The organism is Kitasatospora sp. NPDC057936 (assembly GCF_042887525.1).
Taxonomy (GTDB): Bacteria; Actinomycetota; Actinomycetes; order Streptomycetales; family Streptomycetaceae; genus Kitasatospora.
The window spans coordinates 84,848-100,537 of the sequence record NZ_JBHVPD010000010.1 but is presented as its reverse complement, the minus strand read 5'-3'; the positions used below and the strand labels follow the sequence as shown (position 1 = coordinate 100,537).

Annotated in this window: 10 protein-coding genes and 1 pseudogene; 7 read left to right on the top strand and 4 right to left on the bottom strand. The window is 70.3% G+C overall.

Annotation, left to right across the window (positions count from 1 at the left end; all coding sequences use genetic code 11):
* Positions 1–389 precede the first annotated feature (389 nt).
* Positions 390–4,010, top strand: a complete 3,621-nt coding sequence (locus ACFVU9_RS08335) for a ricin-type beta-trefoil lectin domain protein (protein WP_387591220.1) — start codon at positions 390–392, stop codon at positions 4,008–4,010.
* 376 nt (positions 4,011–4,386) lie between these two features.
* Here the strand turns inward: ACFVU9_RS08335 and ACFVU9_RS08330 are convergent, their stop codons facing one another.
* A complete protein-coding gene (locus tag ACFVU9_RS08330) occupies positions 4,387–4,977 on the bottom strand; it encodes a hypothetical protein (protein ID WP_387591217.1) in 591 nt (196 codons plus the stop codon).
* Between the two features lie 501 nt (positions 4,978–5,478).
* On the opposite strand from ACFVU9_RS08330, the pseudogene ACFVU9_RS08325 reads away from it, so the two are divergent.
* The 3 genes and pseudogenes from ACFVU9_RS08325 to ACFVU9_RS08315 form a co-directional block, all read left to right on the top strand.
* Positions 5,479–6,273: pseudogene (locus ACFVU9_RS08325) on the top strand (helix-turn-helix domain-containing protein); the annotation flags it as partial.
* A 34-nt stretch (positions 6,274–6,307) separates the two neighbouring features.
* A complete protein-coding gene (locus ACFVU9_RS08320) occupies positions 6,308–6,517 on the top strand; it encodes a DUF397 domain-containing protein (protein WP_387591215.1) in 210 nt (69 codons plus the stop codon).
* A gap of 17 nt (positions 6,518–6,534) precedes the next feature.
* The gene (locus ACFVU9_RS08315) at positions 6,535–6,726 is read left to right on the top strand and encodes a DUF397 domain-containing protein (protein ID WP_387591212.1); all 192 of its coding nucleotides are present in this window, start codon (positions 6,535–6,537) and stop codon (positions 6,724–6,726) included.
* A gap of 5 nt (positions 6,727–6,731) precedes the next feature.
* On the opposite strand, the gene hrpB is transcribed toward ACFVU9_RS08315, so the two are convergent.
* On the bottom strand, positions 6,732–9,242 hold the full coding sequence (gene hrpB / locus ACFVU9_RS08310; RefSeq protein WP_387591209.1) for an ATP-dependent helicase HrpB: 2,511 nt from the start codon (positions 9,240–9,242) through the stop codon (positions 6,732–6,734).
* A gap of 2 nt (positions 9,243–9,244) precedes the next feature.
* On the bottom strand, positions 9,245–10,099 hold the full coding sequence (locus ACFVU9_RS08305; RefSeq protein WP_380501127.1) for a class I SAM-dependent methyltransferase: 855 nt from the start codon (positions 10,097–10,099) through the stop codon (positions 9,245–9,247).
* A 415-nt stretch (positions 10,100–10,514) separates the two neighbouring features.
* Here ACFVU9_RS08305 and rpsA point away from each other — a divergent pair, with 415 nt between their 5' ends.
* Both rpsA and ACFVU9_RS08295 read left to right on the top strand, forming a co-directional pair.
* Positions 10,515–12,005 (top strand): 30S ribosomal protein S1, encoded by a 1,491-nt coding sequence (gene rpsA / locus ACFVU9_RS08300; RefSeq protein ID WP_218202410.1) that lies wholly within the window; start codon positions 10,515–10,517, stop codon positions 12,003–12,005.
* Between the two features lie 198 nt (positions 12,006–12,203).
* A complete protein-coding gene (locus ACFVU9_RS08295; RefSeq protein WP_387591205.1) occupies positions 12,204–14,423 on the top strand; it encodes an MMPL family transporter in 2,220 nt (739 codons plus the stop codon).
* Positions 14,424–14,533: 110 nt separating this feature from the next.
* Here the strand turns inward: ACFVU9_RS08295 and ACFVU9_RS08290 are convergent, their stop codons facing one another.
* A complete protein-coding gene (locus ACFVU9_RS08290; RefSeq protein ID WP_380441019.1) occupies positions 14,534–14,959 on the bottom strand; it encodes a MarR family winged helix-turn-helix transcriptional regulator in 426 nt (141 codons plus the stop codon).
* Between the two features lie 75 nt (positions 14,960–15,034).
* Here ACFVU9_RS08290 and ACFVU9_RS08285 point away from each other — a divergent pair, with 75 nt between their 5' ends.
* On the top strand, positions 15,035–15,673 hold the full coding sequence (locus ACFVU9_RS08285) for an MBL fold metallo-hydrolase (protein WP_380441017.1): 639 nt from the start codon (positions 15,035–15,037) through the stop codon (positions 15,671–15,673).
* Positions 15,674–15,690: the final 17 nt, after the last annotated feature.

Genomic DNA, 15,690 nt, shown 5'->3' with positions numbered 1-15,690 from the left:
CCTATTTACCCCCACATTTCGGCCCCCGCATTCGGAGGGTCATGTCCTGTATCCGAACCGCCGGATGCTAGCGAGCTGCACTGACATCCGGTCAAGTTGCATCGCGAAGTGAGGACAATCACAGGAGGGTTGAAGGTGACTATTGTGTGGTAAATCCAGACATTCATTCCTGGAAACAATTTGCTGACTCGCCCGACTGCCGTCCACGGTGTGCTGCTGACCTGCGGTGACACAGGTCGTTCCGAACTCGTTGGGGGGAGATTCCCGTCTTGACCAGAAAGCGCCGCCCAAACGGTGCGAAGTCCAGCATGTTGGCCGCAACCGCGGTCCTGGTTCTCACTGCCGCGCTAGCGGGCCCGGTAGGCCCAGCCTTGGCGGACACTCCGCAGGTGCCGCCCCAGGCCGCGATCGATGCCGCGACCGCGAAGATGACGCAGGAGCGCCCGCCCGCGAACGCCACCGAGACGGCGATCGCCCAGGCCAAGGCCACCGGCAAGAACGTCCCGATCGACTCGCTCACCACCGAGTTCAGCGAGACCGTCGCCACCCCCCAGGGTCATCTGGCGCTCACCAGCCACCCGGACCAGCAGCGCGTCAAGCGCAACGGTGCCTGGCAGGGGCTGGACGCCACCCTCGCGGCCAACCAGGACGGCACCTTCTCCCCCAAGTCCGCAGCAGGCCAGCTGACGCTGTCCAAGGGCGGAAACGGGCCGCTGGCCACCATGACCAGCGCGGACGGCAAGAAGCTCGCCCTCACCGCGCCGTTCGCCCTCACCGCACCCACCGTCAGCGGCGACAGCGTGGTCTATCCGTCCGTTGCCCCTGACATCGACCTCAAGGTCACCGCCACCAAGCTCGGCGGCCTCTCGACCGTTCTGGTCGTCAAGACCCAGGCCGCCGCCGCCAACCCGGTTCTCAAGAACCTGCACTTCGACACCACCGCCGACGGCGTGACCGTCAGCAGTGACGCCAAGGGCAACATCACCGCCACAGCGGCCGACGGCAAGCCCCGCTGGACCGCGCGCACCCCGCAGATGTGGGACAGCGCGACCACACCTGCGGCGCCTGCCCCTTCCGCGGCCCCCGCCGTGAAGGCCTCCATGATGTTCATGGCGGCGCCCGCTGCCGATGTCCCGGCGCCCGCCGACACTCCGGCAAATCCGAGCAAGGCCGCTCCGACCGGCACCGACGCCGGGCCCGGCGCGGGCTCCAAGGTCTCCGAGATGCCGGTCAAGGCCGGCGCCACCGGGATCGACCTCACGCCCGACCAGGACCTCCTGGCCCACGGCACCGCGCCCTACTACATCGACCCCGCCTTCCTGCCCTGGAGCACGTCGGCCAACGCCTGGACCTGGGTCCAGTCGCAGCACGACGGCTCCAACAACTGGCTAGCCCAGGGCAGCAAGGACAGCGACCACCCGGGCGTCGGCGTCTGCGGCACCTACCCCAACGGCGGCAGCTGCATCCCCTCCGACATCGAGCGCAGCTTCTATCAGTTCGACATCAGCGCGCTCGGCGGGACGGTCGTCCACTACGCGACGATGAACCTTCAGGAGTACGTCTCCGCCAACTTCGACTGCGGCACGACGTACAACCTCAACCTGTACGTCACCGGTGCGATCGCCAACGGTACGACCTGGTCCAACCAGCCCTCCCCGACGAGCGGTTCGTTCGGCCCGGTGCCAGTCGGCGGCTCCGGCCACACCGGCTGCTACGACAACGTGCCGTTCGCATTCACCGTCACCGCTGCGCTCCAGCAGAACACCAACAGCGGACAGCTGACCTTCGGCCTCTACGGCGACGAGAGCAACCAGTACGCCTTCAAGCGGTTCACCTACCAGCCGTCGCTGTACGTCGAGTACGACCGCATCCCCAACACCCCGACCAACCCGGCGGTGTGGCCCGCCCCGACGACCGTGGTGCCCGGCGGGGCCAACCAGTCCTGTGGTGACGGCAACGCCAACAACTGGGCCTGGCTCGGCGCCGGCTCCGCCCAGAACAACGCCGTCTGGCTCAACGCCACCGTCACCAGCAACGCCCAGGCCCAGGTCAAGAGCTGGGACCACATCTGGGACTACAACCTCCCTGGCGGCGTCGCGGACGTCTCGCAAGGCGATACCGCATTCGTGAACAGCGGCGGCACCACCAGCTACCAGGTCCCCGCCAATGTCATCCAGAACGGCCACGCCTACGGCTACAGCATCATGGCCACCGACGGCTTGGACGGCGTCCCCTGGTCCGCTGCCACCACGACCTGCTACTTCAAGGTCGACCTCACTCCGCCGACCATCACCTTCCCTACCACCGTCGCCGACACCAGCAAGCAGTTCCCGCCTAGCGGCAACGGCCAGACCCCCCAGATCTACGCCGGCCAGAGCGGCGGCGTCCCCTTCACCGCGACCGACCCTGCCCCCAGTGGCGGCTACTCCTCCGGAGTGGTCTGCCTGCGCTGGAGTTTCGACCCCCAACTCGTCGACGCCACCTGGAAGTGCGGCAGCTCCATGCCGAGCGGCCAGATTCCGGTGACGGCGGGCCGTTGGGGCACCAACATCCTCTATGTCCAGGCCGAGGACAACGCCGGAAACCTGTCCCCGGTTGCGCAGTACGCCTTCTACGCCGCGTGGAACCCGAACAGCCCGAACCCGACCTTCGGCGACGTCACCGGTGACGCCCTGCCCGACATCGTCGCCGCCGACCCCAATGGCGACCTGCGCGCCTACGACATCGGCTACGGCACAAACGCTACTTCGCCCAAGGCCTCGCTCTTCGCGGCGAAGGCGAACTCCCCTGGCCACGACTCCTGGGGAGTGAACTACCGGATCACCCACCGCGGCAGCCTGAGTGGCGGTAAGAACGTCGACGACCTCATCGTCCACAAGGACACGGACACGGTCCTCAACTACTACCAGAACCCCGGCAATAACACCTCGGTCGGCACTATCAACACCCCCATCCAGCTGACCAAGCCCGCCTGCGATCCGACAATCGCCACCTGCAAGGAGTACAACGCCACCGACTGGTCCGGCGTGCTCCGGATCGCCGCCAGCGGCGACCCCAACAGCACCAACCTGGACACGAGCAAGAACTTCCAGAACCGCACCGGTCTGTTTACCACCGAGACCAACGGCACTGACGCCGCGCTCTGGTTCTACCCCACCATCAGCAACGGCATCTTCGGCTCCCCGGTCGAGCTCGCCAGCACCGGCTGGCAGGGCTGGGACCTGATCTCACCTGGTGACTGGGCCGGCCTGGGCCACCCTGGACTGTGGGCACGCAACCAGAGCACAGGCGAACTGCGCGCCTACACGTTCACCGCCAAGACAGTCACCGTCGCCGACGAATTCGGAAGTTCGCCCTCCTCCTACGCCACCATCACCGGGATCAACCCGCCAACTACGATCGGCAGGGATGTCACCAGCAAGAACTGGCCCGTCATCGGCTCGGACGGTGACCTCACCGGAAGCGGTTCTCCCACCCTCTGGGGTATCACCCCGAACGGCGTCATCCAGATCTGGACCGGCCAGTTGACGTCCGTCGCAGGGACCCCCTCCTACACCTGGAACCCCGGCCCCGCCAGCGTCCTGAGCATCTACTCCGACAATGGCCCGATCGCCTTCGCCGCCCAGACCGGCAAGTGCATGGATGTCAGCGGCGCGCGCTCCGCCCCGGGCACGGCCGTCCAACTCTGGGACTGCAACGCCAGCAACGCGCAGTGGACGTTCAAGCCTGACGGCACCCTGCGCATCCTCGGCGGCTGCCTGGACGCCACCCAGAACGGAACCGCCAACGGAACCCCGCTCGAAATCTGGACCTGTGGCAACGGATCCCCGAACCAGATCTTCCAGCCCCGGGCCGACGGCACCCTGTTCAACCCCGTCTCCGGCCGCTGCGTCGACGTCCCCGGTGGCACGACGACCAACGGCGCTCGGCTCGAACTATGGGACTGCAACCCCATCGGCACCCCTCCCAGTGGTGCCCAGAAGTGGGTACTGCCCGCACGGAACAGCTGAGGTCGTTCAGGCAGGGGATCCCGAGAGCCGTGGTCCCCTGAGGAAATGAGTCGATTGAATGCGGCGGCTCCACCGGATCGAGTCCGATGGAGCCGCCGCTGCTTTTCCAGCGGACAGATCGGCCCGGTCGGCACGACTGCCAGACCCGGCAACCTTGCGTTGACCTCGGCAGGGGGTGCGGCTATGGGCTCGCGCAGGAAGTCGGTGGGGGCGACTTTCTGCGCGTGCTGTGCAATCGGTGTGGCGTCGCTGGATCGTGGAGTGCGCCGAATGTCGGCTCGGTGGGCGGTGCCAGCCCTCGTGGTCTTGCCTTCCTGCGGGGTCGCACCTCCGTGGACGAAGGGCGGCCCGGCTGGGCGGGCTCGGGGGCGGACGGTCAGATGTGTCCGTCGATGGTGGTGGTGGCGTCGGTCCAGTGGGCTGCTTCGAGGACGGCGGAGGCGGCCTGGGCTGGTGTCAGGTCGGTGGTGTCGACGGTGATGTCGGAGATCCCGGCCGCTTCCAGGACGAGGTGGAGTTCCTCGGCCCGCCGCAGGTGCCAGGGCAGGGAGGCCGTGTCGTGATCGGTCTCGTGCCGTGTCCGCAGTCGGGTGTGGACGGTGGCGAGGTCTGCGGTCAGGCGGCACACCCTCAGCGGCATGCCCAGGGCGTCCTGGTAGGCGTTCCGTTCGGCGGTGTTCTCGGCGACGCCGGCCAGCACGAGGCGCTGGGCGCCCGCCGCGCGGTAGTTGCCGGCCACCGCCCGCAGGTTGGCGAGCAGGAGACGGTGCTGGAACGGGTCTCCGTCGGGGGCGGGCCACGCCTGGCAGAGCCGGTCGAGGTCGATGACCGCGTGCGGCACGCCCCTGTCGGCCAGTAGGTCACCGAGCAGATCGGCGGTGGCGGTCTTGCCCACACCGACCGTGCCCGTCAGGAGCAGTGCTTCCTGTCGGGCGGAGCGGGTGGGGAGGTTGTGGTCGTGGGTCATGCGGTTTCCAAGCGGTGCGGGCCCGTTCGGGGGCGTGGTCAGTGGGCGGGCTCGGACATCGTTGAGCTGGAAGTCCGTGCACCACACCCTGCCAACGTTCGCCCGATTCGACCACGAATTATGTGCTCCGCCCGGTCATGCCGTGATCGGCTTCGGCCGGGACGGTGACGGCGGGGGAGCGCAGGAAGTCGGTGGGGTCGACTTCTTGTGGGTGGCGGCTTGGGTGCGGCAGTGGGTGAGGGCGGGTTTGATGCGGGAGTCGGGGGTGGGGGTGGTGGTGAGGAGTTCGCCGGTGTCGGCCTTGGCGGGCCAGGGGCGTGGAACCGGCGCGGGAGACGAGTATGGCGAAGTTCCTCAGGGGGCGGATGAGGGAGCGCGAGGGTAGTGCGCGCTCACGCTGTGCGTGCGAATGATTGCTTTCTGGTGTTAGTCGGTGGGGCCGCAGAGGTACGGTGACGCCAGATCGGCGTGTGGGTGTGCGGTGCACAACTGGGGGCAGTGATGACGCAGCGGAAGGCCAGGGCGGCGACGGCGAGCTCCGCGGTCATGTTCGGCGAGGAGGTCCGCTTCGCCCGCGATGCGGCGGGCTACCGGCAGGAGGACGTGGGCAAGCTCCTGCACTGCGACCGGACGGTGATCTCGCGGACCGAGGGTGGGAAGCGCAAACCTTCGCCTGAGGAGGTCGAGGAGCTCGATCGGCTGTACGGCACGGGCGACTTGCTGAAGCGGCTGTACGGGCGGGTCGACTGGACGGCTCAGGTCGAGCATCCGGATTGGTTCCAAGGTCACGTCGACATGGAAGCCGAAGCTGTGGCCGCGAGGATCTTCCAGCTGGCGGTGATCCACGGGCTGTTGCAGTGCCGCGTGTATGCGGAGGCTGTGTTTGCCATTAGCGACGCAGCCGGAAAGCCCAAGGTGATCGAGGAGCGGACAGCGGCTCGATTGGCGAGGCAGAAGCGGTTCCTTGGCCCGGATGGGCCACTTCTTCAGGTGATCCTGGATGAGAGTGCGATTCGAACTGTTTTTGGTGGACCAGGGGTCATGCGACGCCAGATGCAACATTTGCTGGCTGTTGCGCGACTCCCCAACGTGGTCATCCAAGTCGCGCCATTCGAGTGTCGACAGGCCATCATCGACAAGTCCATGGTGATGTTGGAGATGCCTGACGGTCGGACCTGCGTGTACTCCGAGAGCCTAGATCGCGGGCATAGCAGTGATGATCCGGCGATCGTGGCGGCGCATCGTCGTAGCTATGATCTGGCTCACGGGGCGGCATTGCCGGTGGCCGACTCGCTCGCGCTGATCGCGGATGCGCTGAAAGGGTTCAAGGATGACGAGGACCGAGCTCGATACGACTGTCTGGCGCAAGAGCAGCTACAGCGGAGGCAACGGGGGCGACTGCATCGAGGTGGCCCCCGGGTTCCCCGGCCTCGTCCCCGTGCGTGACTCCAAGGACCCGCACGGGCCGGCCCTCGTTTTCCCTGCCGCTGCGTGGGAAGCCTTCGTGATGGCCGTCCGTGAGGGCGACTTTCCCATGTAGGACCTTGGGGGCAGGCTGTGTTGACGTGGCGGAAGAGCAGCTACAGCGGAACCAACGGGGGCGACTGCATCGAGGTGGCAACCGGGGGCGCCGGTGGTGTGCCGGTCCGTGACTCCAAGGACCCGCAGGGGCCGGTTCTTGTGTTTTCGGCCCCTGCTTGGGCTTCCTTCCTCTCCGGGCTTCAGGCTGGTGACTTCTCGGAGCTGTAGCTCCGTCACTTCCTTGTGTTGGTGCGGCGGGTGGGCTCTGCCGTCGTCGGGTCCTCCGGCCAGGGGTGGCGGGGGTAGCGGCCCCTCAGGTCTGCGCGGACGGCGTGGTAGCCGGTTTGCCAGAAGGACGCCAGGTCTCCTGTGACTGCTGCAGGGCGGCCTGCTGGGGAGAGCAGGTGGATGGTCAGCGGGACGCGGCCTCCTGCCAGGGCGGGTGTCGCCGTCCAGCCGAAGAGTTCTTGCAACTTGACGGCCAGTACTGGGCGTTCGTCGCTGTAGTCGACTCGGATCTTGGAGCCGGACGGCACCGTGATCCGCTCGGGGGCGAGCTCGTCCAGGCGGCCTGCCTCCCCGGTGGCCCACGGGAGTAGGCGCTGGAGGGCAGACGTCGTATCGATCCTCGCGAGGTCGGATCGGCGGCGGGCGCGGGAGAGTTCGGGTTCCAGCCACTCTTCGGCGCGTTCCAGGAGCGAGGCATCGGAGACGTCGGGCCAGGGTGCGCCGATCGCCGTGTGCAGGAAGGCCAGGCGTTCGCGTAGGCCGGGGGACGGAAAGGTCAGGAGCGCGCTGACGCCCTCTCGGGTCAGGCCTTCCAGGACGGCGGCGCGGACCAGCAGCGGGTCGGGGCGGTCCAAAGGGGACGCGGAAAGCTCGATCGCGCCCAGGGAATCGAGCCGGCGGGAGACTACCTCGCTTCGTCGGGTGTCCCAGTGGACTTCCTCAGCGGTCGTGAGCAGTGGCGCTCCCGCGAGGCGGGCGGTGTCCTCGTCGAGCGCTGCGGCGTGCAGGATGCGCGCCGAGTGTGAGCCCGCTGGGCGGTCGGCGACCGCCACGGCCAGCCAGGGCAGCGCGCCCAGCGTCGTGCCGGGGGCCAGCTCGGCGGCCGTTCCGGAGGCCATCAGGTAGGGGCTGCGCTCGCCGGGTGCCAGCTTCTCCACCCGCGCGCGGGCGATCCGCTCGGGGAAGGCGAGAGCCACGACCAGGCCTACGGCGGTCGTGTCGGGAAGCCGAGTGGCGGGCTCGTCGCCCGCAGCGCGCTCCAAGCGGCGGACTTCGTCGCGCCAGCGGCCGGCGTAGGGGTCCTTGGAAGAGCGGACCGTCCGCCATACCGCCCCCAGGTCGTCGCCCAGTGCCCGCGGAGGCTCCTCGGAGAGCAGCGCGACCACCTCGGCCGCACGCTTCGCACCGACGGCGGGAGCCCCGTCGACCAGCGCGCGCCCCAACCGGGGGTGCAACCCCGTCCGGGCCAGCCGGACGCCGCGCGTCGTCGCCCGGCCGTCCACGTCCACGGCGCCCAATGCCTGGAGCGTCTGCCGGGCGGCGGCCATCGCGCCCGCCGGGGGCCGGTCGGGCAGCGCGAGGCCCGTGGCGTCCGGGTCGCCCCAGCAGGCGGCTTGCAGGGCGAACGGGGTGAGGTCGGCGAGCGCGATCTCGGGTGTCGGGAAGCGGGCAGCGAGCGCGTCCTCGGCCTCCGCCCAACACCGGTAGACGGTGCCCGGAGCCTCGCGCCCCGCGCGGCCCGCGCGCTGGCGGGCGGCGGCGAGCGAGGCGCGGACGGTGACGAGGGCGGCCAGGCCGCGGGCGTGGTCGGTGCGCGGTTCGCGGGCGAGTCCGGCGTCAACGACAACGCGGACGCCCGGGACGGTGAGCGAGGACTCGGCGACGGCGGTGGCCAGGACGACCCGACGGCGTTCCCCAACCGAGAGCGCGGCGTCCTGGACGGCCTGCGGCGCGCGGCCGTGCAGTTGCAGGACATCCTCGGACAAGCCGCCCAACTGCCCCGCCACCCGCGCGATCTCGCCGACGCCGGGCAGGAAGCAGAGCACGTCCCCCTCCTGCTCGCTCAGCGCCCGCCGAACCACCGCCGCGACGTGGTCGAGCAGCGCCGGGTCGACCCGCGTGCCGTGCGCCGGCCGGACGGCGCGCGGCGGCGGTGCCCACACGACGTCGACCGGGTGCGAGACGCCGTGTGCCTCCACCACCGGTGCGCCGCCGAGGAGTTCGGCCCAGGCCTCGGTGTCCGAGGTGGCCGAGGCGCAGACCAGCCGCAACTCCGGCCGCAGCGCCGCCCGGACGTCGAGCAGGAATGCGAGCGCGGTGTCGGCGTCCAGGTGCCGCTCGTGGCACTCGTCCAGGACGACCACGTCCACCCCGGGCAGCTCCTGGTCGCGCTGAAGCCGTTGCAGCAGCACGCCGGTGGTGACGACCTCCACGACCGTCGAGGGCCCGACGCGACGCTCCCCGCGTACGGTGTAGCCGACTTCGCGGCCCACGGACGAGCCGAGCAGCCAGGCCATCCGCCGCGCGGCGGCCCGCACCGCGAGCCGCCGCGGCTCGGCGACGAGCACGCGTCGAGAAGGACCGGAACCGAGCAGCCCCGCCAGCGCCAGCGGCACCAGCGTCGTCTTGCCGGTGCCGGGCGGCGCCGTGAGGACGGCGGTGCCGTGCCCGTCCAGCGCGCGGTGGAGGGCGGGCAGGGCGGTGCGGACCGGGAGTTCCCGCCACGAAGGATGCAAAGTCAGCCCCGCTCGGCCACGAAGATCGCGGTGCCGGGGATCAGCCGCCCGCGTAGCGGGGACCAGCCGCCCCACTCCTGCTCCAGGCCGGCCGGCCACTCCGGCTCGACCAGGTCGAGCAACCGGAAGCCGGCGCCGACGAGTTCGCGGACCCGGTCGCCGGTCGTGCGGTGGTGCTCGACGTAGCTGGCGCGCCCCTGCTCGTCCTCCTCGACGTACGGGGTGCGGTCGAAGTAGGAGGCGGTCGCGGTGAGGCCCTCGACGCCCGGCTCGTCGGGGAAGGCCCAGCGGATCGGGTGGGTCACCGAGAACACCCAGCGCCCGCCGGGCCGCAGCACCCGGTGCACCTCGCGCATCAGGCGCGCGGTGTCGGCGCTGAACGGCACGGCGCCGTAGGCGGAGCAGACGATGTCGAAGGAGCCGTCGGCGAAGGGCAGCACGGCGGCGTCGGCCTGGACGACCGGGACGGGCGCGTCGCCGCGGCCGAGGTCGATCCGGCGGGAGTGCTGGAGCTGGCGGAAGGAGATGTCCAGGGCGACCGGCCGCGCGCCCCGGCCGGCGAGCCAGCGCGAGCACTGGGCGGCGCCGGCGCCGAGCTCCAGGACGTCCTTTCCGGCCACCTCGCCGAGCAGCCGGGCGTCGGCCTCGTCCAGGCCTTCCGGGCACCAGGTGAAGCGGTCGTCGCCGAGGAACTCGCCGTGCTCGTCCTGGTACTCGTCCGCGTTGCGGTCCCACCAGTGCCGGCTGGCGCGGCTGCTCTCACCGGCTCCGGCCTGGCGCCTTACCGCGTCGTCGCCGTCGTCGTCAAGATCGTTGAGCTCGGACTGGGGGGTGGTGGCCACGGTGATAATGCCCATCGCGTAGGGTGTGGTGTGCGGAAGCGCCGCTGCCGCGAGCCGGCCCGAGAGGGCTCGGATCCAGGCGGTGGCATCCGGGGAGTAGGGCCCCTGCGGGCGCCGCCGTCAGGCGCGCAATCGGAGGATATGGCCTGATCCGTACCAGGCTCCACCGTCTTGCCGCTCTTGGCGTTGACCGTGCCTGGCCGTCCCCGTATGCTACAAGTTGCGCTGCGGGCCTGCGCGCCTCGGACGGAGCAGGTCGCGCTCGCATCTGTCGAAGACCCCACGGTCGCAAGACGGACGCCGGTTCTCGTTGTCTACGGGAAGGCCGGTGCGCCGTGTTCTTGGCTGTCCGGCTTTCGGTGGGAGCGATACGGGCCCTCCGCGTGGCATTACCTACGACTTTCATGTCCGTACCGGAGCCCTTTTCCTAATGACGAGCCCCACCGACTCCTCCCTCAGCACCACCCCGCAGGTCGCGGTCAACGACATCGGCGACGCGGAGGCCTTCCTCGCCGCCATCGACGAGACCATCAAGTACTTCAACGATGGCGACATCGTCGAGGGCGTCATCGTGAAGGTCGACCGTGACGAGGTCCTCCTCGACATCGGTTACAAGACCGAGGGCGTCATCCCGTCCCGCGAGCTCTCGATCAAGCACGACGTTGACCCGCACGAGGTCGTCGCCGTCGGTGACAACATCGAGGCCCTGGTTCTCCAGAAGGAGGACAAGGAGGGTCGTCTCATCCTGTCCAAGAAGCGCGCTCAGTACGAGCGTGCCTGGGGCACGATCGAGAAGATCAAGGAAGAGGACGGCATCGTCACCGGTACCGTCATCGAGGTCGTCAAGGGTGGTCTCATCCTCGACATCGGCCTCCGCGGCTTCCTCCCGGCCTCGCTCGTCGAGATGCGCCGCGTCCGCGACCTCCAGCCCTACGTGGGCAAGGAGCTCGAGGCCAAGATCATCGAGCTGGACAAGAACCGCAACAACGTGGTCCTGTCCCGCCGTGCCTGGCTGGAGCAGACCCAGAGCGAGGTCCGCCAGACCTTCCTCACCACCCTCCAGAAGGGTCAGGTGCGCTCCGGCGTCGTCTCCTCGATCGTCAACTTCGGTGCCTTCGTGGACCTGGGTGGCGTCGACGGCCTCGTGCACGTCTCCGAGCTGTCCTGGAAGCACATCGACCACCCGTCCGAGGTCGTCGAGGTCGGCCAGGAGGTCACCGTCGAGGTTCTCGACGTTGACATGGACCGCGAGCGCGTCTCCCTGTCGCTGAAGGCGACCCAGGAGGACCCGTGGCAGCAGTTCGCCCGCACGCACCAGATCGGCCAGGTCGTCCCCGGCAAGGTCACCAAGCTGGTTCCGTTCGGTGCGTTCGTCCGCGTGGACGAGGGCATCGAGGGTCTGGTCCACATCTCCGAGCTGGCCGAGCGCCACGTCGAGATCCCGGAGCAGGTCGTCCAGGTCGGCGACGAGATTTTCGTCAAGGTCATCGACATCGACCTCGAGCGTCGTCGCATCAGCCTGTCGCTCAAGCAGGCCAACGAGGCCCTGGGTGCCAACCCGGCCGAGGTCGAGTTCGACCCGACCCTGTACGGCATGGCCGCCTCGTACGACGACCAGGGCAACTACATCTACCCGGAGGGCTTCGACCCCGAGGCGAACGACTGGCTGCCCGGCTTCGAGAAGCAGCGTGAGGAGTGGGAGCGCCAGTACGCCGAGGCGCAGGCCCGCTTCGAGCAGCACCAGGCCCAGGTCATCAAGAGCCGCGAGGCCGACGCCGAGGCCGCTGCCGAGGGTGGCGACGCGGTTGCCGCCGCCGCCGGTGGCTCCTACTCGTCCAGCAGCGACGAGGGCTCGGGCGCCCTGGCCTCCGACGAGGCCCTGGCCGCCCTGCGCGAGAAGCTGGCCGGCGGCCAGAGCTGAGGCTCTCGCTTCCCGCTAGCGACTAGCTAGGGGAGGGGCCCCACCCGGATTCCGATCCGGGTGGGGCCCCTTTCGTTTTCCGATTTGACTTATGTGGTGTTTATGTGCAGGAAAGTGTGAGATGAGGCTCATCGCCCTTCTCTAGGCCGGAGTTCGGGTTCCACCTACATTGAGTGGAACTGCCCGAAAGGCTCCTTCATGCACAAGCCTTCCGCCGCTGCCGCCGACCTCCGGGTCCGCGGGCGGCTCGCCGCCCTCGGGCGGTTCTGCTTCCGGCACCGGCGCTGGGTCCTCGGCTTCTGGGCCGTCGTCCTGGTCGTCGGTGTCGTGATCGGGGGCCGGGTCTTCGAGGGGTCGGTGGCCGGGGCCTCCTCGGCCAGCTCCGAGGCCGACCGGGGCGGTGCGGTCGCCACCGCGGCCGATCCGGCCCGGGGAGTCGTCACCGCCGTCGTCGACGGGAGGCCGGTGGACGACGGGGCGGTACGGGCGGCCGTCGCCACGGCCACCCGGGAGATCGCCGCCCTGCCCGGCGTCGCGTCCGCGAACGACGCGTACGGGCCGGGGCCGGCCGCCGCCGCGCTGCGGTCCGCCGACGGGAACGCGAGTCTGGTGACCGTCCGGATGGCCGACACGAGCACGGCCGCCCAGGCCGACGCCGTCACCCAGCGGCTGGCCGCGCTGAACGGCACCGGCGGCGCGCACGTCACGGTGGGTGGCGACCTCGTGCTCCAGCAGGAGGTCAAGAAGCAGACCGAGCAGGACACCCGCTTCGGCGAGATCGTGACCCTGCCGCTCACCCTGGTCGTCATGGTGCTGGTCTTCGGCGGGCTCGCCGCGGCCAGCCTGCCGGTGATCGGCGCGGTCGCCTCGGTGGGCGGGGCACTGCTGGCGATGTTCGGCTTCAGCCGGATCATGGACATCGACACCAGCGTGCTGCCGATCGCCACCGTGCTCGGGCTCGGGCTGTCGATCGACTACGCGCTGCTCATGGTGAACCGTTTCCGTGAGGAACGCGGGCACGGCGCCGGCATCGCCGCCGCCGTCGAGCGCACCGCCGCGACCGCCGGGCGCACCGTCGCGTTCTCCGGGCTGACCGTCGCCGTCGCGCTCTCCGGTCTCTTCGTCTTCACCAGTCCGGTGCTCGGGGCCGTCGCCGCCGCCGGCGTGAGCGTGGTCGTGATCGCCGTCGCCGCGGCGCTCACCCTGATCCCCGCGCTGCTCGGCTTCGCCGGCTCGCGGATCAAGGCGCCCGCCGCGCCGGTGCCCGACGAGGGCTTCTTCAGCCGGACCGTCCGCCGGGTCCGCAAACGGGCGGTGCCCGTCGCACTCGCCTGTACCGCGCTGCTGATGGCGGCCGGGGCGCCGTTCCTGCACGCGGAGATGCGCAACTCCGGGGCGGCCGTGCTGCCCGCCTCCTCGGCCGGGCGGCAGGTCGCGGACGCGATCGACCAGCGCTTCCCGCAGGTCGCGGCCGCGCCGATCACGGTGGTGGTCGAGGGCGGGGCGCCGGTCGCGCAGGCGTACGCGGACGAGGTCGTCGCCAAGCTGCCCGGGGTGAGCGGGGTGCGGGCGGTCACGCCGGTGAGCGACTCCGTCTCGACGATCGACGTGCTCGTCCACGGGGACCCGCAGGGCGGGACGGCCAAGCAGGTCGTCGACGAGCTGCGGGCCGACCGCGGCGGGCTGAAGACCTACGTGACCGGCGGCGCCGCCTCGGTGGTCGACTTCTCGAACGAGCTGACCTCGCGCGGGCCCTGGGCACTCGGGCTGGTCGCGCTCGGGACGCTGGTGCTGCTGTTCCTGATGACCGGCTCGGTGGTGATGCCGGTCAAGGCGCTGCTGATGAACCTGTTGTCGCTGGGCGCCTCGCTCGGCGCGCTCACGCTGATCTTCCAGGACGGGTACTTCAGCGGGCTGCTCGGGTTCAGTCCGACCGGCGGGCTGGAGACCTTCATCCCGGTGCTGGTCTTCGCGTTCGCGTTCGGGCTGTCCATGGACTACGAGGTGTTCCTGCTCGCCCGCATCAAGGAACTGCACTCGCGCGGCTACAGCTGTGCGAAGGCCGTGGAGCTGGGCGTGCAGCGCAGCGGGCGGATCATCACCTCGGCGGCGCTGCTGATGGTGATCGTCTTCGCCGGGTTCGCGCTCGGGGACATGCTCATGGTCAAGCAGATGGGCATCGCCCTGGCGGTCGCCGTCGCGGTGGACGCCACGCTGGTGCGCTGTCTGCTGGTGCCGGCCGCGATGAGCCTGTTCGGCGAGTTCAACTGGTGGGCGCCGGCGCCGCTGCGGCGGCTGCACCGGCGCTTCGGGCTGAGCGAGCACGTCGAGCTGCCGCCGATCGCACCGGCGGTGATCCCGGCGCAGCGTCCCGAGCTCGTGGGCACGGGGACGGGCTCGGCGCCGGCGGCTCAGTGACGGGCCCGGCACGGCCGGCCCGATGACCGGATGAGGGCCGGAGGCCTGGTGACGGGCCCAGCGCCGGCGACTCGGTGACGGGCCCGGTACGGCCCGGCCCGGTGACGGGCTCAGCGCAGTCGGCTCAGCAGGGCGACGCTCGCGCGCAGGGTCTGCCGCTCCTCGGGGGTGAGGCGGGTCTCGATGGCGGCGGCGATCTGCGCCTCGCGGCGGGCGCGCTGTTCGAGGAGGGCGTCGTGGCCGGCCCCGGTGGCGGTGACGAGCAGCTTGCGGCCGTCGGTGGGGTGCGGGCCCTGGGTGACCAGGCCGGCCTCGGTGAGCAGGGCGACGGTGCGGGCCATCGACTGGTGGCGCACGCGCTGGCGCTCGGCGAGCTCGGCGACGGTGTAGGCGCGTTCGTCGCGGACGAGGAGGCCGAGGACGGCGGCCTGGTTCTGGGGCAGCTCGTCGTTGTCGCGCAGGGAGCGGACCAGGCCGCCGAGGGCGGCGCGCAGGTCGGCGGCGAGTTCGAGGGTCTCGGGGGCCGGACTGTTCATGGCAGAAGCCTACCGGGAATCTGTGCAGCAAAACTGTGTAGGCATGCTGCGCAGTTTCGCTGTATTGTTTTTCCCATGCGAATCACCAAGTTCGGACACGCCTGCGTACGCCTGGAGCACGACGGCACCACCGTCGTCATCGACCCCGGGATGTTCACCGACCCCGCCGCCCTCGCCGGGGCCGACGCCGTCCTGATCACCCACGAGCACATGGACCACTTCGAGGAGTCCCGGCTGCGCGCCGCGCTGGAGGCCGACCCGGCCCTGCGGGTGTGGACCAACGACGCGGTGGCCGCCCAGCTCGACGGCGTGGCGCAGCGCGTGAGCGCCGTCGGCGAGGGCGACGCGTTCGAGCTCGGCGGGCTGGAGGTGTCGGTGCACGGCGAGTGGCACGCGGAGATCCACCGGGACGTCCCGCTCGTGAAGAACATCGGCTTCCTGTTCGGCGGCCGCCTCTTCCACCCCGGCGACGCGCTCACCGTGCCGCCGCACGCCGTCGAGACGCTGCTGCTGCCGATCGGCGCGCCCTGGAGCAAGGCGGGCGAACTGGTCGACTACGTCCGCGAGGCTGCCCCGCGCGTGGCGGTGCCCGTGCACGACGCGGTGCTCAGCCCGATCGGGCTCGCCGTGCACTCCCGCCTGGTCGGCGAGGACGGGCCGGGCGGTGCCCGGCTGCGGGCGCTGGGCGAGGGCGAGAGCCTCGACCTCGGCTGACCGCCGGGAGGGCGGCG